We start from the raw sequence: 19,917 nt of genomic DNA on the forward strand, positions 1-19,917 counted from the left end.
TGTTGATTTTTATTTGATTTACTTTATTTAATTTATACGCCAGAATATGATGAGAAGCCACCATCTACTGGAACCACAATACCTGTTACAAAACCGCTCATATCATGGTCCATTAACCAATACAATGTACCTAAAATATCTTCAGGTACACCAAAACGATCCATTGGCGTTTGTGAAAGAATTTTTTGAGCACGTTCTGAATAAGAACCGTCTTCATTTCTTAGCAATGCCTTATTTTGATTTGTTTCGAAAAATCCTGGTGCAATTGCATTAACACGAATTTGCCCTGCAAAATAAGTGCTCAACCATTGAGTAAAGTTACTTACTGAAGCTTTTGCACCGCTGTAGGCTGGAATTTTTGTCAACGGCGTAAAGGCGTTCATAGATGAAATATTGATAATTGTTCCTGTTTCAGATGCCACAACATCTTTGCCGAATACTTGTGATGGTAAAAATGTTCCAGTATAGTTTAATTTAAATACATTATCTACACCTTCTTCTGTGAGATCAAAGAACGTTTTGTCGCCTGCTTTATCGTACATTTCATCATTCGTTGTCGCATCAGGATGATTACCACCGGCGCCATTGATAAGTATTGTAATTGCACCAAATTTATCATTGAATGTTTGTTTCGCTTGCTCTAAAGCTGATTTATCTAGCACATCTGCAACGAGCGCTACAGTTTGTTGTCTATTTTTATCAATTTCATCTTGTAATTCTATAATTTTGTCTTCTGAACGACCTAATATACCCACATTAGCACCTTTTTCTACAAGCGCTTTGACAAAAGTAGAACCAATCACACCTGTCGCACCTGTAATAACGACATTAACATCTTTGAATTGTGTTGCCATTATTTACTCACTCCTTCTATTAAGCCATTAATATAAGTTGCACCTAAAGCTCTATCAAACAAGCCATAACCAGCTTTACCTGTTTCTCCCCAGATCATACGTCCATGGTCAGGTCTGATAGTCCCTTTGTAATCAATATCTCTCAGTGCTTCAGTAACAGCTTTCATATCTACTGAGCCATCTTTAGATAAGTGGCCTGTTTCTATAAATGAATTATCACCAATACGTTTAACATTGCGCATGTGTACAAAATGAATGTGATCACCAAATGTACGAATCATATTCGGTAAATCGTTTTCTGCTAATGAACCTAATGAACCAGTACAGAAACAAATACCATTATGTGTATCATTACTAATAGCTAATAAGCGTTCGTAGCTTTCTTTGTTTTTAATGATACGTGGTATGCCAAATATCGGCCAAGGTGGATCGTCCGGATGTATCGCCAGATCCACATCATGTTCGATAGCAGTGGGTAACACAGCATCTAAGAAGTACTTCAGATTGTCCCATAATTGTTCATCTGAGGTTTCACGATAGGATGTAATCAGTTGATTCATCTCTTCACGCGAGTAACTTTCATCCCAACCTGGTAGATTTAAATTCGTCGTTAGTGGATCAATATCTTTAATTTGATCATGGTTATAAATCAGTGTATTGGAACCATCTGACAAGTCATAGTCTAATTGTGAACGTGTCCAATCAAATACCGGCATAAAGTTATAAGTTACTGTTTTAACACCATTTTCTGCGAGATTAATCAATGAAGTTTTATAGTTTTCAATGAGTTGATCGCGTTTCTCTGTACCAAGCTTTATTTCCTCACTGACAGGTAAACTTTCTACAACTTCAAATTTCAAACCCGCATCTTCAATTGACTGTTTTAATGCTGCAATTCTTTCTTTAGTCCAAACTTCTCCAACTGGAATGTCATAAATTGCTGTAACAATTTGTTTCATATCTGGAATTTGTCTAATATTATTTAATGTTACTGGGTCATCTTCCCCATACCAACGAAATGATAATTCCATGCTTATACCTCCTCAACGCCTTCTATTTTGAATAATTTTACTGCATTGTTATAACAAATATCTTTCACTATTTGAGTGATAGTTTCTTCTGATAATTGAATCTCACCTTTTTCAATTCTATCTCCTAAGAAATTACATAATATTCTTCTAAAGTACTCATGACGTGTATACGAAATCATACTACGTGAATCTGTGAGCATGCCTACAAATTTAGATAATAAACCGACATTAGCATACTCTACTAAATGTTGTTCCATACCTTCTTTTGTATCGTTAAACCACCATGCAGCACCGAGTTGGACTTTGTGATGACTATTTGTAAAGTTCCCTGCAGTTGCTTGTACCATTAAATGATCATTGCCATTATTGGGGTAAATGATGGTATCTGATAACGCATGATTTTGCTCAAGATGATCTAGTAATGCATTTAATTTTTTAGCACTCAACTGTTCACCTACACTATCAAAACCACTGTCTGCTCCTGTAATTTTAAACATGTTTGAGTTATTATTTCTTGTTGGTCCAAGGTGGAATTGTACAACCCAACCTAATTCTTCATAAACTTTACTAATTTCAGTTAATATATAACCTGCTAATTCATATTGTTCAGTTTCTGTTACTTGTTCGCCACGTTTGAGCGCATTATAAATTTCAGTTGCTGTGTCAACCGTTGCTGTTACTAAAGGTGTCTTTTCAAAACTTTGGTCTGAACTGCGCGCACCTTGTCTATCAAAATAATGTACACGTGCTTTTAATGCATCAATATAAGTATTTAAATCTTGGATGTCGCAATCAGTCGCTTGATTCAATTGGTCAATTTTTGTATTGATAGATTCATGATTTAAGAAAACGTAACTATCCGGTCTAAATGTAGGTATAACTTTAAATGTAACGTTGCTATCTTCGTTTAATAACTTATGATACTTTAAGTCATCACATGGATCATCTGTCGTACATACCACCTTAACATTACTTTGCTTAATTAGATTTTGTGGTGTATGTGAAGGTTTTGCTAACTTTTTATTTAATGATTTATATAATTTACTGATATTCACTTTATCTAAATCTGTATCCTCATTAAAATAGCGTTTTAATTCTAATGCACACCAATGATACATCGGATTTACAATCGCATACGGTAACATATGCATAAATGCTTGGAATTTATCAAAATCATCAACACTGCCTGTAATAAATGCTTCCTCAATGCCATAAGCTCTCATTAAACGCCATTTATAATGATCTCCACCTAGCCATAACTGTGTAATATTGTCATAATTTTTATTTTCGTAAATTTCTTTTGGATCTAAGTGACAATGAAAATCATAAATCGGTAAATCTTTAACTTTCTGGTATAGTTTTACTGCTGTTTTACTATTTAATAAAAAATTGTCATTAATTAAAGTCATATAATTGCTCCTTTTCTATAATCCTAATAATTTTGGAAGGAATAATGATAATTGTGGTATAAAAGTAATGATTAGCATTAAAATAATTAAAGCTACAAAATATGGAATTAAATATTTAAATACTGATTCAACACGTACACCGCCTACACTTGCTCCTACAAACAACGCACTACCAACTGGTGGTGTGATATTACCAATACATAAGTTAAAAGCGATAATGATACCAAAATGAATGGGATCAAGACCTAATACTTCTGAAATCGGTAAAAAGATTGGTGTAAATATAAGTACTGCTGGTGTAATATCCATAAAAGTACCAATGACTAATAAAATAACGTTGATTAATAATAACAGTGCAATTGGATTGTCAGTCATTGAGATAATGCCATTGGATATTGCTTCCGGTAAGCCGGTATAACTCATCACAAGTGAAAATAACGCCGAAGCGGTGATTAGAAATAAAATCATACCGCTAATTTCAGCTGTTTCTTTGATAACGTTGGATAATTGTTTGATTTTTAAGCTTTTATAAATTAGCGAAAGTACTACAGAATATAAAACTGCGACCGCTGCACCTTCTGTTGCTGTAAAGATTCCTCCGACAATACCACCAATCACTACTACTATTAAAAATAAACTCGGTAATGCATCTAATGTTAAGAATAATCTATCTTTCCAACTAATTTTCTCTGATACTTTATAACCTTGTTTTTTCGCCATGACATAAGCAACAATCATACAAGCAATACCCCATAGAATTCCTGGAATATAACCCGCGATAAATAACGCTGCAATGGATGTCCCGCCGCTGACTAATGAATAAACAATCAATAGTGAACTTGGTGGGATAAGTAAACCTGAAGGTGCTGAAGCGATATTTGCTGCTGCTGAATATTCTTTTTTATAACCTTGCGCTTTTTCCATTGGTCCCATGATACGACCCATGGCAGCAGCTGCTGCAACACTAGAACCAGAAATGGAACCAAAAAGCATATTCCCAACAATGTTGGTATGCGCTAATGATCCTGGCAATCTGCCAACGAGTACCTTCGCAAAGTTAACTAATCTAAATGCAATGCCGCCGTTATTCATGATGATACCTGCTAGCACAAATAACGGAATCGCTAACATCGTAAAATCATCAATGCCCGTAACCATACGCTGTGCTGCAGTTACGATAGTGACATCGAATGGTAAGATCAATAATAGCGTAATAATAGAACTTAAAATAATCGCTAATGCAATCGGTAAGCCAATGATAAGAAAGATGAAGAATGTGATGAATAATACTAATCCCGCAATCATTGTCATAAGCCATCACCGCCTTCAAGCTCATCACGCGCTTGAATTGTAGTCATTGTCTCTTTACTAAATAAATTATAAAATGCATAGAAAATAATAAATATTCCTGAAACTGGCAATGCACTATACATTGCAGCCATTGATAAACCTGTTGACGGCGCGATTTGAGACCAAGTTAACTTCACAACTTCAAAACCGCCCCAAATCATGAGCACGAGTGCCACGATAATTAATATAATGTCCGAAATCTTTTCCAAGTATAACTGTACTTTCTCAGGCAATTTTTCTCTGATAAATACAATGGCAATATGCTGTTTGATTCCAAAGACATAGCTTGCACTCAATAACCCAAACCATATCAACAAGAATCTAACAATTTCTTCACTCGTCGTACTCGGTGTGTTAAAAATAAAGCGTGTTGCAACTTGATAAACCGATAAAATAACCATAACAAAAAGCGTTATACCAGCTAGCGTTAACAACAATTTATCAATGATTTGCTTTGCTTTTTTCATAGCGCTGTTCCTCCTTCTCGATTAGTTTATAATCCGCTTTCGTATCCGGATTATTTTTAAATTCATCTTGAAGAGGTTTTGAAGTCGCTTTAAATGTAGATTTGTCTACATCGTGAAACTTCACGTCCATTTTTTCTGTCGCTGTTTTTTTAGCATCGCTCACTGCTTTATCCCAAATTACTTCATGTTTTTTTGTGGAATAATCTGCTGCATCTTCTAACCATTTTTGTTGTTGTTTCGTCAAGCTGTCATAGGTCTCTTTGTTCATGATTAAAATATCAGGTACGGTTGCATGTTCTGTGTAGTAATAATTTTTTGCAACTTCACCATGGTTATTCGTTGTTAAAGATGTTTCATTATTTTCTGCTGCATCAATAACACCTGATTGCATTGCAGTATACACTTCACCATAATCCATCGGTGTTGGCGTGCCACCTAACGATTTAATTAAATCTACACTTGTTTTGCCTGGCTGAACACGAATCTTCAAGCCTTTCAAATCTTTGTTGTCTTTGATTTCTTTGTCTTTCGTATAGATATTACGCATACCTGCATCATAATAAGTAATACCTAAAAATCCTTGGTCCCCTGTCGATTTAAAGAAAGCGTCTTGTACGTTTTTACGTTTCATTACGTGTCGATAATTTTCTTCTGACTCAAATAAATACGGCATATTAAATAATGAATACGTTGGCGAAAAACTTTCCAATGCCCCAGCCGAAACTTTAGTCATTTGAATTGCATTCGTCTGTGTCATTTCTATTGCTTCACGCTCACTACCGAGCTGACCATTCGGATAAATATTCACTTTTATTTGACCATGTGATTCTTTTTCTAATCTATCTTTAAAAATTTTTAATGATTTATGGACAGGATGTTCCGTTGGCTGATTATGCGCTAACATGATCTCTTTTGTCTTTGTTTTAGCAATCGTCTCCTTATTTGTAAGCAACATCGATACCATCCCCATCGTAAAGAATGCGCTTACAAGAAGGAGTGTAAATTTCTTCATAAAGATTATACCCCTTATATTGCAATTTTTATCGTTTCAGTTCTCCAAAATGCGTTGATAAATTAAATACATCACTTTCTTGTACACTTAGTGCATCTTCATTTGTCGTATGTTGTAGAACAGAACATTTCGTTGCAAAATCTACTGTATCTTCTGGTTGCCATGCTTTATTCAATCCATGTAATACACCTGCCATAAATGCATCACCAGCACCGATTCTGTTTAAAACAGTGTAAGTATATGCTTGGCCTTCAATATATTTTTCTTTTGTCAGCATAATACCTTGTAATGTACTTTGTTCTATATTTCTATTACTTGAAGCCATCAAATCAATGTCGTATTCGGATTGAATTGTTTTTGCACATGTCTGTATATCATCATCTAAATCATTAGTTTCAAGCAAATGTGTAGCATCTTTTTTTCCAAAAAATAGAACATCGACAAATGGTAAAATTGACTTTATTATTGGTACTGCTGTTTCTTTTGACCATAAGTTACTTCTAAAATTAATATCGAACACTATGTTAACGCCTTGTTGCTTTAGTTGCTTTAATACATCGACAATTTGATGACGAATCATTTTATTTACAGCTAACGTAATACCTGTAAATACAAAGAAATCTCCACTTTGAGCATTGATTTCTTCCATTACATCTTCACCATGATTCGCAAATGTTGAATGTTCGCGATCATAAATCACTTTGCCACTACGAAAGCCGAAACTCTCTTCCATATAATATGTACCAATTCGGCCATTATTATATTTCACTGAAGCAGTACCTACACGTGTTTGAAACATTTTTTGTAATGCTAAATGTCCTAGCGCGTGATTGGGTAATACCGTTAACATTTCAGTCGTATGTCCAAATTGTGCTAGTGTCACAAGTGCGTTCAATTCTGCACCACCAACATTTACTTTAAACGTATTGGCATCTTTCAACTGTTCATAATTTGGTGGCGTGTAACGTAATAATACTTCACCAAAACCATAGACCGTCATTGTTATACCTCACTTTTTATTTCTGAAATATATCTTTCTAAAGCATCTTTTCCTTCTTGTTGATAAATTTTTGTTATTTCGCTTCCAATGCCAACTGCAAAACTTCCAGCATCTAACCATGCTTTATGGTTTTCTTTACCAACGCCACCTGTAGGCACAATTTCAATTTGTGGTAATGGCCCTTTGAAATCTTTAATTGACTTAGGTGTGAATTGCGTCGCTGGGAATAATTTAAGGACTTTGCAACCATAACGTAATGATTCAACCATTTCTTTAACAGTCATACAGCCCGGAATATATGGCACATCATATAAGTTAGCGATTTTCGCTGTTTCTTTATCAAAAGATGGGCTAACGATAAATTTCGCACCATTTAAAATGGCAGTACGTGCAGAAATACTGTCTAACACTGTTCCTGCACCAATCAATGCGTCGTCTCTTTTTGATAATTCAGCTATAATTTCTATAGCGTTCGGCGTTGTTAAAGTAACCTCAATTGTGTGTAGGCCTTTATCAATAATGGTATGTGCAATATCTAAAAAAGATTTTGCATCTTCAGTTCGCATGACAGCAATGTGTTTGCCTTGTTGAATCTCTTTCATTGTATTCATTGAATCCATGTCTTCAACCCCTCAAAAATGATATCAATTACAATACCCTTCAAAATAACAACGTTGTTATTTTTGTACAAAAAAATATTGTAATGCTTATCTCTATGGTATAATTAATTTGCATTTAAATCAATCAATTTCAAGGAGAAATTTTATGGCTGTAACTTTAAAAGATGTTGCTGAAGCCTGTGGTGTCAGCTATTCCACAGTTAGTAAAGCACTTAAAAATTCTCATCTCGTAAAACCAAAAACCAAAAATTTAATTCAACAAAAAGCTTTAGAAATGAATTATATACCTAATCATTCTGCTAGAGCACTTGTTTCAAAGAAAAGTGGCACAATTGGATTAATCTGGCCTTCTGTAGATCGTGTAGCGGTTACACACCTTATTTCAGAAATCAATCACGCTATCAAAGATTTAGGTTATGTCATGTTTGTGTCGATAGACGATGTCGCTGCCGCTTCGAAAAAATTTGTTGAATTCGGTTGTGATGGTATCGTTATTTTTGATGAAGGTGACGCAACAAACTTATCTCCAGAAATTTATAACAATGTCCCAGTCGTTGCCTATGGTGTCGATCGTGACATCCCTTATCCGATTATAAACGTAAACCATTCAGAAGCGATGATCATGGCAATTGAAGCATTGATTGATCAGGACATTGATCACATTGATTATATTGGTGATGTACATACAAATGATACACGTCAAATCGCAAAAAAAGAAGCGATTGCTCAATATTGTGACAAACACAAGATAAATTATCGTATCATTGATTCTACAAGTTTGAATGCAATTGAAACGGAATCTGCCGTTAAACAATTTTTACAAACACACGCACTTGCACCAGGCGTGATTTGTGGCAGCTATGATATAACAGTCGGTACAATAAATGCACTAGGACCACAAGATCACCCCATCTTGTATTCATATGACAATATCCCTCAAATTAAAAAATTAGATTACCCAGTCAACGCGATTGGCGTTCCAACCGCTGAAATTGCTCAAACGATTGTAGCAACTTTAGATAAAGTTATTAAAGATGAAGCAACTGAGTCGGCCTATCATCTTCACCCTAAAATACAAAAAAACATTTAAAATAAACATGCCCAAACCTATTGCTAAGGTTTGGGCATGTTTATATGTTTGTTTGATGTTTGACAAGAGGGTCGTTTATTAAACTGTACTGATTTAGAAGATAAGCTTAGTTTTTAAATATCATTGCTCAATAATATAATAATGAATAAGAATAGGGTGTCCTTATTTTAGTGAATGAATGGGGAGAGTTATTATATTAGTTAAATTCTATATAAATTTGTTATGAGCTTTAAATTATGAAACGCTTATATAGTTAATATTTTGGCGCTAGGGATTATCATAAATGTTTTAACTTTTATTCTTCTATTAAGCATCAGTACTTACTACCTCTATATGTCTATTATATTACGCACTGAAATATGATTAAAATACATAGTTGGAATATATAACATTCTGTTATGGAATACATGTTTCATAAACTATAGTCGCTTTGTTAAGCATCATTATCTAGTATCTTTTAAAAATTTAATCCATTCGTGAGTTACATAATTCATATAGCTATCTTTTTTCCAAATAACTCCCAAATTCCATGACACATCTGCACCTGAAATTTCTATACCCACAAGGTCTTCATTTAAAATATTTACGATACTTTCTGGTAATATACTCACACCGATGCCATCTCGAATCATATTTTCAATAAAAGTAATTTGAGACATTTTAGCAACCGTTTTTGGATGAAAACCAACTTTTCTACAACTTTCAATAATTTGATCTTTTAAATAGTAATCATCATGAAACATAATAAAACGTTCATTTTTCAAATCACCTAGATAGACTGGTCCTTGTTTCGCAAGCATCGCATCTTTGTTTACGACTAGCAATAACTTTTCATTATATAGTGGGATAGCATGGTAGATATCATTATCTACAGGTAACGTAGTAATGCCTACATCAATTTCATCATTATTTAAATAAGACTCTACAGCTTTGCCTCCACCTTCAATAACTTCGTATGTCACTTTTGGATATTTACTATGAAAATGATTTAAACTTTCTGTAAAAAGTCTCACGTTCATAATTGCTGATATACCAACTCTAATATGGCCTTTTTCTAAATTTGTTACATCTCCCATTTCTAATGATAAATCATCTAGCACCGCTAAAGCTTCCACGCATTTATCATAAAAAATCTGGCCGATATCCGTTAAAATAATATGCTTTTTTCTTCTATCAAATAAAGTGATATTAAATTCGTCTTCAATACTTTTAATATTTTTACTTATTGTAGATTGCGCAATATATAAATGCTCGGATGCTTGTGTCATCCCCCCATTTTTCACAACTTCTACAAAATATTTCATTTGCTTTATTTCCATGTTTAACCCCTCTGCACCAATCTAAGTTTCGCTTACTTGAATTTATTTTAATGACTTAATAGCTGTTTCTGCCGCTGTTTGAATAACTTTATCATCAGGTTTCGCATCTTTATCTGATTTTTTCGTGTAAATAGCAAGAATAATTGGCTTATTTTGCTTTTTTGGATATATAAAAGCTAAATCGTTTCGACTACCATAGGTTAAACCTTGACCACTTTTATCTCCTACAACATCATCCTTAGATACAGCTGCTTTTATTAACGTATCTCCAGTTTCATTATGAATCATTGTATGCTTTAGTAATTCAAGGTTGGCTTTGCTCATATTTTCACTATGTAGAAGATGATTGAACGTTGTTGCAGCTCTTTTAGGTGTGGTTGTATCATCTGTACTTTGTGGATCATATAAATTTAAATCTGGTTCGGGTCTTTGTGGATTAGATATATGGTCTCCACGATGTATGAGTGCTTGTTGAAATTCTTTAATTCCACCTATTTCTTCGATGACTTTATTATTAGCTGTATTATCACTCTGCAACATAGAAGCTTTTATTAATGCTTTTAACGTCATTTGCTTGCCGATATATTTTTCAGTGACGGGTGAATAAGCGACAATGTCATCTTTGGATATCGCTATTTTTTTATTTAGTTCTGACGTTGGCCTGTTTTGTAATAATATACCACTTGAAATTGCTTTATATGTAGATGCAAATGCAAACCGTTCACCTGATTTGTGCTGTACCACTTTGCCATTAGCTGTATTGACACCATAAACCCCTACAATTGTATCATTATCTTGTTCTATTTGATCAAAACTTTTTGCATCAGCGACCTTTCCTGTCACTGTGAGTAAAAAAAGCCCAAACAAAACACTTAAATAGAATTTTTTCAAGTTTTCAATCCCCCTATTCACATTTGAAAGCAATACGCTATACTTACGTTTAACTATAATCATAAATATAACAAAACACAATTATCTTTATTACGCCTAACCATTAACGAGTAGAAATAATTGGGACTAAATATATACTTCAGTAACTTTAAAATTTAAAAATACTGCAATTAAGCTTTTCATCAACAAAATCTGCTACATTCACTCTTAATAAATACTTTATTTTATTGACTATACAACAGAATAGGCTGAGACATTTAATTTGCCCCAGCCAAAGCATACAATTTCAATTAAAGTAACTGTTGCTATAATCTCAAAAACGTGCGATTTCAAATCATCTCTGAGTTGAATCTTAACTTTATTAATACTATTTAAACTACTGACCAATTGTTATTTCCACCAAATTATCATTTTGATCAAAGAAAGCAGTATAAAAGCCATTATTTGTTTCATATTTCACATAAGTGCCATCTTTATTGCCTAATTTACCTTCTCCTATGATTTCATTTGAAGTATGAGCCTTCTTAAATGTTGACTTAGATACTGAATCAGGTTTTGTGAAGAAAGTAAGTTGCACCACTTCATTGTCACTATTAAATTCTACGCTTGTATCATAAATTTTCTTAGAATGATCAAATTCTTTCTTGGCATTAGTGTCAACTTTATAACCATCAATCGTAACATTGTCATATTTTAAAGCACGTACGAAGTTATAATCTTGAGTAAAAGATGGATCATATGTTGTATAACCTTCGTAATTATACCAAGGTGTTGTTTGTGCTTGTGAACGAACACCATTTTCACTATTTGCACCGCTTGCGCCACCTTCACCGTGTCCCCACTTTTGGACTTGCTCTGCTGCTTGCGCTGTTGGACTACTCGTTGAGATATATGCTGCTGAAGAACCGACAACCAGTGTAGATACAACGACAGTTGCTGAAATTAACTTTCCAACTTTCCGCATAATAAATCACTCCTTATTTGTAGTCTTACATATGCAAAGTGTAATTGTTCACTTTCATCATACACCTCTCCATTTTATTTTCAAGTAAAATTACACTTTTTATGAATATTAGTACAAATTAAATATGAAAATACTTTATTGATGTAGCTTTGATGTTATGTTAAACATTTTATTGTTTATATTAGAAAAGTGCTTGAGCTAAAACCATACTGCAATGTATTTTTAATTGGTATAGTAAACATAATAAATAATTTAAAAAGGATGGTTTATCATGATCTATATTTTACAAGTTGATTTTCCAATCGATGGTCCTTTTGGACAAGAGATGTCCAGACAATTCGCTGATTTAGCGAAATCTATAAATGGAGAACCAGGTTTTTTATGGAAAATTTGGACAGAAAATGCTGATGAAAAAGAAGCGGGTGGCATTTATGCATTTGATAGTTACAAAAATGCTAAAAACTATTTAAACATGCATAGTGAGCGCCTACAATCCATGGGTGTCCCAACTGTAAATGCTAAAATATTTGCTACAAATGACGCACTTACTAAAATCACACATGGACGATTAACATAACCGTATTGGGATGATAAAATACAACAAGCCTTTCAAATGTACACACATCTCGTGTGTTTTGAAAGGCTTTTTAGACATAGATTGAACGAAAAAAATAAATATTTTTAAAAATGATAATTTTCCAGATTATTATTTATTCATTTGTGACATTTCATTGATAAAATCTTGATACGTGATTTCATTTTTAGATAACCTAGCCACAAGCATATACATTTGTTCATTTTTAGTAAATTCAGTTTTATATAAATCTTGTTCTCTTTCGCTCTCATTATCTAAAGGATTGACGACGTCCTTTGATTTTGAAAATGCATCATAATACCTAATCCCAAACAAGCGTTGTGAGAATCCATCTATATGAATACCATCTGGATTTGCCGTTAAGCCTTCTGCTGTAACAAAGTAACAATCATGTTGTTTCTGCGCGACGTTCTTGATACTGTTATTAATTTCTTGATACTCTGTAGCACTAGCGCCAAACCCTTCTTTTCCTAAAAACGTTCCTAACAATCCAATGACAAAAGTAAGTTTAGGCAATTCAAGTGCTTCTCTAAAATAATCAATGAGGTGTGATAATTTTGTTTCATATGTTTGAAATTTATTATTTTGACTATCACTTTCACCTTGATGCCATAAAACACCAATCAATTCAGACGTTTCCATAGCAAATCTCGCTTCACTTACAGCATGCCGCGTCAGCATACTTTCATCTGACCATTCTTCAATAGAAGTACCTCCATCAGCACATGGAATGAACCCTATTGTTTCATTTGGATGATCATCGAGCCATTGCTTTGCAAACGATGCAGCTGGTCCAATTCCAGCGACAGAACGATCGCTATGTATCGGTTCTTCCATCATTTGCCATCTACCATTTCTAAGCATAAAAATACGTTCATCAATGATGGGATTTACACTATCTAAAAATCCTCTTCCTGCCATATTTGATTGACCAATTAGTAAGATTGATTTCATAACGTTGTTCCTTTCAATTTTTTAGTTTTTTAATTAACTGCTAGTAGCTATTTTTCAGTGACTATTTTAAATATATGTAAGCATATCATTTTTTTCTTAAACTTACCCAAATTTCATATTAGAAAGTGCTAGGCTTTATATATAATTATTATAAAAATAAATTCATATAAACTTTACTTTTAATACTAATTATCATATTATGGAATGGATTTTGAGAGGAGTTTTTATTTTGGAGAGGAAAATGGAACTCACCTATGCTAGAGCGATATTTTGTATCGCAATAGTCATCGTCCATTGTTTAACCGGTTTAGTAAACGATTATCACATTTCACAATTTGAAAAATCATTTTATAGTTTTTTACAAGTTATTTTATTATTTGCAACACCTTGCTTTATTATTTTGTCCGAAACATTATTAGGTATGCGATATTCAACTAAAATTCCGCAAAACTTTTTACTTAAGCGTTTGAAATTTATTTTAATTCCTTATGCTATATTTGGTTTATTTATCACTTTTAGACTATTTCTTGGTGATAATTCAGATAAATCATTTTGGGAAATCTTTTTAAATATCGTAGTGGAAGGTAAATTTTTCGGATGGTTTGTACTTGTTATTTTTCAGTTTTATATATTACATCGCTTATTTTATAAATTATTGAGTAAAGTCAATCCTATTTTTGTACTTGTTGTTACCTTTATCATTAGTTTTGGACATTCTTATTTAATGTATTACAGTACTGCTTATCTTGAATTCTGGGATTTTTATCCTTTGTTCAGTAGAACCATTATTTTATATTGGCTATTTTACTTTGTTGTTGGTTTCTACTTCGGTAAATATTATGATACTGTTATTCATTTTTTAAAGCGTCATTTAGTTTGGCTTCTATTGATTTGGCTATTGGCTTTATCCTATATGGCATTTAATTTTTCTTATTTAGACGTACATCTAAATGAGTCTAATCGATTTGATTTAGTCTTATTTTCTGCAATCAGTTTTGTATTTATCGTCTATTTATCTAAATTTTTAACTCGGTTTAATTTAGTATTTGTGTTTTTAATAAGCGAAATATCATTTTTCATATACTTAGCACACCAAATCATTGTAGATTTTATTTCTAGATCGCTAGCATCATTTGTTACATTCCCACCACTATTTTTAATCTTAAGTTCTATTTTCACACTTGGATTTTGTATTGGATTAGCGATAATACTATCTTTTATTCCATATATAAGAATTGTTGTAGGAAGAAATACACTACAGCCTATGGTTATCAATAATTATAAACATCATAGTTAAAGTGTAAAAGTTACTATATAAACATGGCATTTCAAATAAACAAGCACATTATAAATTGAAGGCTTTTAAATATAAAAAGGACGCATCCATTTCATATGGATGCGTCCTTTATTTTGGGCTTGAGCATTATTTCTCATCCCTCAGTTATATGATACTTTAGTCATCTAATAAATGATAAAATTGTTCAATCGCTTCTTTATTATATAATTCTGGATCAAATTTGGCATAAACAGGTGTTTCCTTATTAATAAACTGTTGTATGCTTGTTTGTAATGATTCAGCATCATTAAAACTCAACATTCCATACTTGCCATAATCAAGTACATATTGATTGGCTGGTATATCTGATGCCAGAATATCTATACCAACAGTCAACGCCTCTAATAAGACCATTGATTGCCCTTCGTAATAAGACGGTAAAACAAACAGATCACAATCTCTCATAATATTAAATGGATTTCTTTTTTGTCCCATTAAAAATACATGCTCTGATAAATCTAATGACGTAATTAGTTTATTTAGTTGATTTTTGAGTGGGCCATCACCTAAAATGTATAATTTCGCGTTAGGATTTGCTTCCACCACGCCGCTAAACGCTTGAATCAAATTATCAAATCCTTTTTCAGGAGATAATCTTCCCATTGTCATCACTTTATAATCGGATTGATGGAACGGTACGCTTGTAATTTGCTTATCCTGTTCTCTTACAATGACACGTTCCCCATTTTTCATAAAGATATCATTATCTTCATCCACCAAATTATAAATTCTATCTAAGTTAATGGTATTCATCGATGATTTAAATTTATCTTTTGTTTTTCTATTCGCTATTTTTTTAACATTTTCCTGCTTAGTCACTTCAGACACACTTACGAGCTTATCATAATAAGGATATAAGGACATCACACCTTTTAGATTAGCGTAATGCGGTCTCACACCGTTCACTTTACGCTCCATATCCATTTTCATATCACTGTGCAAGTAGATTAATTTTCTTTTAGCTTTGCTCGCTAACAAGATTTCAGACCAAAACATCGCATAGCCACTGAAATCCATAACGACATCAAACGCTGAGTTACCAAACACTTTTCTAAATTCGCGTTGATACAAAGCATCCGGATAAATTTTTTCTTCAATTTTCGACTTGATGCCTCTATTGCGTACCAATAGGTTACGATAGTATTCTGAAGTGTTTGCCAACAATGGTCCTTTTCTTAAAATAACCCTCACATTGTCATTTAAGCTATATAGATTATCTATCACATCTTTATTTCTATTGAATCCAAGATAAACCGTAATATCATATCTATCATAATCAACATTTTCTAATAAATTCAGGATCGATGTTGTTATGCCATTAGGTTTCATACCACCTGGATATATTAAAATACGCTCTTTTCTGTTGTTTTGAACGCCATTTTTGGGTGCATCATGATGAAACACTTGATTGACAACTCTTTCCGTTACTTGTCCATCATCGTAATTCACAAATTTTTGTTTATATTTTTGATAGTTCCCCTTATATTGTGCTAGCATGCGCTGTGATTCTTGGACAGTAGCTACCAATGCTTCAATTGAGTGCACACTTGGACCTGGAAGACTATCCACAGGAAGATAAAATCCTCTGTCTTCTTCATAGGCTTTATAATCGGGTGTATAAAAAATAATAGGTTTATCTGTAACTAAATAATCAAAAAAGATACTTGAGTAATCAGTTACAAGCAAATCAACAATACTGAGTAATTCATTCGTATCAAATGTATCTTCCACTAAGTATTTTTTTAATTTTTTATTACCTACTGCTTTTTTATAAATAAACGGATGAACTTTTAATAACACTTGATAATGTGTTTGTTTATTTAATGACTCAATCAGCGCTTCAATTTCTTCAATATTATCTTCTGGTGTACTGACCGTTTGGCCACGCCATGTCGGTGAAAAGAGTAAAATCGGCGCATCTGTTAATTTAATGCCTTGTTGCTTTAATTTCTGCATAACTTCTTTTGACCGTGCATTTAGCGTTGCATCTATTCTAGGATAACCAATTTCTAAAATTGCTTCATCATTTAAACCGTCTAATTTAAATGCTTTTTTAAAAATATCTGTCGTATGTTGGTTAGGTGAAATAATATAGTCAGAACTTAAAAAGTTACGAATTGTATTTTGTGATTCTAATAAATTATGTTTGATATCTAACCCCATTGCTTTTAAAGGTGTACCATGCCAAGTATTAACATATATTTGATTTGGCTTTTTCGTAAAATACGTTGGAAACGTCGCATTATTGATGAGATATTTACACTTTGTTAAATAATGTAAATAGTCTTCACTTTCTTTAACTATAAATTTTACATTTTTATATTTACTATATTTTTTAGAAAATGCTTTTTGCATTTTTTGAGATGCTACGACCCAAATATGTATATATTTTTGATAATCAGGATTGTTCATTAAATATTTAAATATTGCATAAGGACTATCTGTCATACTTTGTCCATCTCTAACTTGATACAAAATATGCTTGTCATCTACTTCAATCGTTTTATATAGATTTGCATAATGCATAATATTTCTTGTGTATTTACTTCTAAGTTGTAATTTCAATGGTTCCGAAATGAATTTTAATTTTCTTTTTGTTTGATTTAATACAAACTTTTTCGTTTTACCAATCATTCTTCCACCTCTTAATTTATCTTATCTGTATTCGAGTAATTAATATATTCAGTTAAACCTGACATAATATCATATTGTGGATTAAATCCTAGCGCTTCCAAACCTTTGATATCAGCACAAGAATGTTTAATGTCCCCGCTTCTTGATTCAGCAAACTGATAATTTATAGTTTTATTATAAACCATTTTGAACTTATCGAAAATTTCTAATAATGATATTTGTTTACCAGTAGCTAAGTTGTAAATTTTGCCATTCGTTACTTCATTATCTAACACTATTGAAACTGCTCGCACCAAATCTTTTACGTATACAAAATCTCTCGTTTGCTCTCCATCCCCAAAAAATGTGAATGTTTCGTTATTTTTAAATTTATTATCTATAATAGATAATACACCAGAGTATGGTGAATGAGGATCTTGTCTCGGTCCATATATATTAAAGAATCTTAAAGCAGTTGTTGGCAGTTGATATAGTGTATTGTAAATTTTTGTATATTGTTCCCCAGCATATTTTTCCACAGCGTAAGGTGATTCAGGATCAATGAACGTTTCGACTTGTTTTGGCAATCCTTCGGTATTACCATAAACGGCCGCTGATGATGCAAAAATAAATTTCTTCAAATTATGATTATATTGACGATTGGCTTCTAAGAGATTTAATGTGCCATTTATATTGACAGACTGAGACTTTATAGGGTCATTTATTGTTTCTACAACACTAACTACGGCTGCTAAATGAATGACGATATCAAATTGTTCTTTCTCTACTAAGGATGTCACAAATGATGTATTAAGCACATCATTTTCAATGAAATGCGCATCATCTATAAATTCGACATTCGAACGATGTCCTGTGCTTAAATTATCTAATATAAACACCTCATTAGCTTTGTTAAAGTGTTCTGCTAAGTGCGATCCAATAAATCCAGCACCGCCTGTAATTAGTAGTTTCATTTTTCATCCTCCTATATACTCAAGTCATAATATACTTATCGTCAATTTTATTAATATAATACGTTGAACACCTTATTTTTATTATAAAAATAAAATAGTATTACAAATAAAATTATAAATTTAGTTAATTTACGTCTTCTATATATTAGTATGAGTTTAACAATTTTGACGAACAAATCAAAAGAAATCGAGGTGAAATTGTAATAATAATTGAATAATGCTACCAAGAACTTTACAAAAAATCTTTTGATCCTTATTTAAATAAAGTTATTTATAATATGTTTTATTTTTGGTCTAAGTATAGTTTGAAAATTTTGATTTTAAAAATCATTATAAAAAGCGTTCCGCCATAAGTATCCTTTAAAGTATAAAATAATACCTACATTATACTATAAAGCAATACAGCGAAACGCTTAATAATTTTACTATAGCCTATCAAAATTTTACTTTATCAACCTTATATATAAATTACTGCACGTCATTATTTTTCTGTGCTTTTTGATAAAAATAGTTAGCCACAATAATATCTACAATGGCTACACCTACAGATTTAAATACGGTAATTTCATCATCACTTTCGCGTCCAGCTAAATGAGAACTGACAATTTCACCTAGTTCGCCATATAAATCTTTTTCTCCAAACAGACCTTCTTTTATTGGGGTAATTAAATCTCCTGTTTCTTCTAATGCCGCTTCCGATGCTTCTACAATTACTTTATCTGCATTGGCTATAGCGTGTGAAGGCAACTCTTGCATATCTGATTTAAAAGAACCTACAGCATTCACATGCACTCCAGCTTCTAATGATTTATTAAAAACAGGTTGCGTGGCGTTGGTTGCAGTGACAATAACATCAGCATTAGCTATAGCATCATCAACATTTTCCATCACTGTCACATCTACGTATTGATATTGCTGTTGTACTGTTTCTGCAAATGTCACAGCTTTACGATATGTTCTGTTATATAGTTGAATACGCTTGATATCTCTAACAGCTAGTACAGCTTCAATTAATCCTTGTGCTTGATCGCCTGTCCCTATGACACATAATGTTTCTGCATTTTCACGAGCAAGGTATTTTGTAGCTACGCCAGAAATTGCGCCTGTACGAATTTTGGTTAAGTAAGATCCTTCTAATACAGCTAATGTTTCACCAGTTTCATAATCTGATAATATGACAGAACCAACAATGGTATTTTTACCTATCTTTGTATTATTAGGGGCCATTGTTACTGTTTTAAGCCCCACAACTTTCAATTCATCAGATAAAGCCGGCATAACTAGATAACGATTGTCTTCATTAAAAGGAAGTACATAACGTAAAGGGGTATCCGTCTTCCCTTCAGAATAGGCCTGTAAAGATTCGGCTACCGCTTCAACGACTTCTTCCATGTTTAATAATTCAGCTTGTTCATGTGCATCAATAAATTTCATAAGC

At 32.6% G+C, this 19,917-nt stretch carries 18 protein-coding genes; 3 read left to right on the forward strand and 15 right to left on the reverse strand.

The window, feature by feature from the left end; translation table 11 throughout:
• Positions 1–32: 32 nt before the first annotated feature.
• The 8 genes from KA814_RS04140 to eda are packed head-to-tail and all read right to left on the reverse strand — an operon-like array spanning position 33 to position 7,743.
• Positions 33–854, reverse strand: coding sequence for an SDR family oxidoreductase (locus KA814_RS04140; RefSeq protein ID WP_046207234.1), 822 nt, complete (start codon positions 852–854; stop codon positions 33–35).
• The gene (gene uxuA, locus KA814_RS04145; protein WP_046207233.1) at positions 854–1,885 is read right to left on the reverse strand and encodes a mannonate dehydratase; all 1,032 of its coding nucleotides are present in this window, start codon (positions 1,883–1,885) and stop codon (positions 854–856) included. The genes KA814_RS04140 and uxuA overlap by 1 nt, the downstream gene beginning before the upstream one ends.
• Before the next feature lie 2 nt (positions 1,886–1,887).
• A complete protein-coding gene (gene uxaC, locus KA814_RS04150) occupies positions 1,888–3,294 on the reverse strand; it encodes a glucuronate isomerase (protein WP_064209873.1) in 1,407 nt (468 codons plus the stop codon).
• A gap of 15 nt (positions 3,295–3,309) precedes the next feature.
• Positions 3,310–4,605, reverse strand: a complete 1,296-nt coding sequence (locus tag KA814_RS04155) for a TRAP transporter large permease (RefSeq protein WP_046207232.1) — start codon at positions 4,603–4,605, stop codon at positions 3,310–3,312.
• The gene (locus KA814_RS04160; RefSeq protein ID WP_107360019.1) at positions 4,602–5,111 is read right to left on the reverse strand and encodes a TRAP transporter small permease; all 510 of its coding nucleotides are present in this window, start codon (positions 5,109–5,111) and stop codon (positions 4,602–4,604) included. Before KA814_RS04160 ends, KA814_RS04155 begins: the two co-directional genes overlap by 4 nt.
• Positions 5,086–6,123: a TRAP transporter substrate-binding protein gene (locus tag KA814_RS04165; protein ID WP_070657509.1), complete on the reverse strand. Its 1,038-nt coding sequence runs from the start codon at positions 6,121–6,123 to the stop codon at positions 5,086–5,088. Before KA814_RS04165 ends, KA814_RS04160 begins: the two co-directional genes overlap by 26 nt.
• A 28-nt stretch (positions 6,124–6,151) precedes the next feature.
• Positions 6,152–7,123: a sugar kinase gene (locus KA814_RS04170; RefSeq protein WP_064209877.1), complete on the reverse strand. Its 972-nt coding sequence runs from the start codon at positions 7,121–7,123 to the stop codon at positions 6,152–6,154.
• A gap of 2 nt (positions 7,124–7,125) precedes the next feature.
• A complete protein-coding gene (gene eda / locus KA814_RS04175; RefSeq protein ID WP_046207228.1) occupies positions 7,126–7,743 on the reverse strand; it encodes a bifunctional 4-hydroxy-2-oxoglutarate aldolase/2-dehydro-3-deoxy-phosphogluconate aldolase in 618 nt (205 codons plus the stop codon).
• Positions 7,744–7,888: 145 nt separating this feature from the next.
• Here eda and KA814_RS04180 point away from each other — a divergent pair, with 145 nt between their 5' ends.
• Complete coding sequence (locus KA814_RS04180) at positions 7,889–8,833, forward strand: LacI family DNA-binding transcriptional regulator (protein WP_107360020.1); 945 nt, start codon at positions 7,889–7,891, stop codon at positions 8,831–8,833.
• A 443-nt stretch (positions 8,834–9,276) separates the two neighbouring features.
• On the opposite strand, the gene cidR is transcribed toward KA814_RS04180, so the two are convergent.
• From cidR to isaB, 3 genes are all read right to left on the reverse strand, one after another.
• Positions 9,277–10,152, reverse strand: a complete 876-nt coding sequence (cidR, locus tag KA814_RS04185; protein WP_040029908.1) for a cidABC operon transcriptional activator CidR — start codon at positions 10,150–10,152, stop codon at positions 9,277–9,279.
• 42 nt (positions 10,153–10,194) lie between these two features.
• On the reverse strand, positions 10,195–11,043 hold the full coding sequence (bla, locus tag KA814_RS04190; protein WP_107360021.1) for a class A beta-lactamase: 849 nt from the start codon (positions 11,041–11,043) through the stop codon (positions 10,195–10,197).
• A 376-nt stretch (positions 11,044–11,419) separates the two neighbouring features.
• Positions 11,420–12,007: an immunodominant staphylococcal antigen IsaB family protein gene (gene isaB, locus KA814_RS04195; RefSeq protein WP_107360022.1), complete on the reverse strand. Its 588-nt coding sequence runs from the start codon at positions 12,005–12,007 to the stop codon at positions 11,420–11,422.
• A gap of 271 nt (positions 12,008–12,278) precedes the next feature.
• Between isaB and KA814_RS04200 the strand changes: the two genes are divergently transcribed.
• Entirely contained in the window at positions 12,279–12,584 is a 306-nt protein-coding gene (locus KA814_RS04200; RefSeq protein WP_040029905.1) for a monooxygenase, read from the forward strand.
• A 129-nt stretch (positions 12,585–12,713) separates the two neighbouring features.
• Here KA814_RS04200 and KA814_RS04205 read toward each other — a convergent pair whose 3' ends face one another.
• The gene (locus KA814_RS04205; protein WP_040029904.1) at positions 12,714–13,556 is read right to left on the reverse strand and encodes a sialate O-acetylesterase; all 843 of its coding nucleotides are present in this window, start codon (positions 13,554–13,556) and stop codon (positions 12,714–12,716) included.
• A 229-nt stretch (positions 13,557–13,785) separates the two neighbouring features.
• Here KA814_RS04205 and KA814_RS04210 point away from each other — a divergent pair, with 229 nt between their 5' ends.
• Entirely contained in the window at positions 13,786–14,853 is a 1,068-nt protein-coding gene (locus KA814_RS04210; protein WP_107360023.1) for an acyltransferase family protein, read from the forward strand.
• A 156-nt stretch (positions 14,854–15,009) separates the two neighbouring features.
• Here the strand turns inward: KA814_RS04210 and KA814_RS04215 are convergent, their stop codons facing one another.
• The 3 genes from KA814_RS04215 to KA814_RS04225 form a co-directional block, all read right to left on the reverse strand.
• Complete coding sequence (locus KA814_RS04215) at positions 15,010–17,526, reverse strand: glycosyltransferase (RefSeq protein ID WP_107360024.1); 2,517 nt, start codon at positions 17,524–17,526, stop codon at positions 15,010–15,012.
• Positions 17,527–17,537: 11 nt separating this feature from the next.
• Positions 17,538–18,479 carry an NAD-dependent epimerase/dehydratase family protein gene (locus KA814_RS04220; protein ID WP_107360025.1) on the reverse strand — a complete coding sequence of 314 codons (942 nt, stop codon included), beginning with the start codon at positions 18,477–18,479 and terminating at the stop codon, positions 17,538–17,540.
• Between the two features lie 468 nt (positions 18,480–18,947).
• On the reverse strand, positions 18,948–19,913 hold the full coding sequence (locus KA814_RS04225; protein ID WP_107360026.1) for an ornithine cyclodeaminase family protein: 966 nt from the start codon (positions 19,911–19,913) through the stop codon (positions 18,948–18,950).
• Between the last annotated feature and the right edge of the window lie 4 nt (positions 19,914–19,917).

Source organism: Staphylococcus sp. GDY8P196P, from assembly GCF_017891705.1.
Lineage (GTDB): Bacteria > Bacillota > Bacilli > Staphylococcales > Staphylococcaceae > Staphylococcus > Staphylococcus ureilyticus.

Excerpts from the sequence above, each read along its gene's own strand:
- KA814_RS04140 (WP_046207234.1), bottom strand. The coding sequence starts at position 854 with ATGGCAACACAATTCAAAGATGTTAATGTCGTTATTACAGGTGCGACA.
- uxuA (WP_046207233.1), bottom strand. The coding sequence starts at position 1,885 with ATGGAATTATCATTTCGTTGGTATGGGGAAGATGACCCAGTAACATTA.
- uxaC (WP_064209873.1), bottom strand. The coding sequence starts at position 3,294 with ATGACTTTAATTAATGACAATTTTTTATTAAATAGTAAAACAGCAGTA.
- KA814_RS04155 (WP_046207232.1), bottom strand. The coding sequence starts at position 4,605 with ATGACAATGATTGCGGGATTAGTATTATTCATCACATTCTTCATCTTT.
- KA814_RS04160 (WP_107360019.1), bottom strand. The coding sequence starts at position 5,111 with ATGAAAAAAGCAAAGCAAATCATTGATAAATTGTTGTTAACGCTAGCT.
- KA814_RS04165 (WP_070657509.1), bottom strand. The coding sequence starts at position 6,123 with ATGAAGAAATTTACACTCCTTCTTGTAAGCGCATTCTTTACGATGGGG.
- KA814_RS04170 (WP_064209877.1), bottom strand. The coding sequence starts at position 7,123 with ATGACGGTCTATGGTTTTGGTGAAGTATTATTACGTTACACGCCACCA.
- eda (WP_046207228.1), bottom strand. The coding sequence starts at position 7,743 with ATGGATTCAATGAATACAATGAAAGAGATTCAACAAGGCAAACACATT.
- KA814_RS04180 (WP_107360020.1), top strand. The coding sequence starts at position 7,889 with ATGGCTGTAACTTTAAAAGATGTTGCTGAAGCCTGTGGTGTCAGCTAT.
- cidR (WP_040029908.1), bottom strand. The coding sequence starts at position 10,152 with ATGGAAATAAAGCAAATGAAATATTTTGTAGAAGTTGTGAAAAATGGG.
- isaB (WP_107360022.1), bottom strand. The coding sequence starts at position 12,007 with ATGCGGAAAGTTGGAAAGTTAATTTCAGCAACTGTCGTTGTATCTACA.
- KA814_RS04200 (WP_040029905.1), top strand. The coding sequence starts at position 12,279 with ATGATCTATATTTTACAAGTTGATTTTCCAATCGATGGTCCTTTTGGA.
- KA814_RS04205 (WP_040029904.1), bottom strand. The coding sequence starts at position 13,556 with ATGAAATCAATCTTACTAATTGGTCAATCAAATATGGCAGGAAGAGGA.
- KA814_RS04215 (WP_107360024.1), bottom strand. The coding sequence starts at position 17,526 with ATGATTGGTAAAACGAAAAAGTTTGTATTAAATCAAACAAAAAGAAAA.
- KA814_RS04220 (WP_107360025.1), bottom strand. The coding sequence starts at position 18,479 with ATGAAACTACTAATTACAGGCGGTGCTGGATTTATTGGATCGCACTTA.
- KA814_RS04225 (WP_107360026.1), bottom strand. The coding sequence starts at position 19,913 with ATGAAATTTATTGATGCACATGAACAAGCTGAATTATTAAACATGGAA.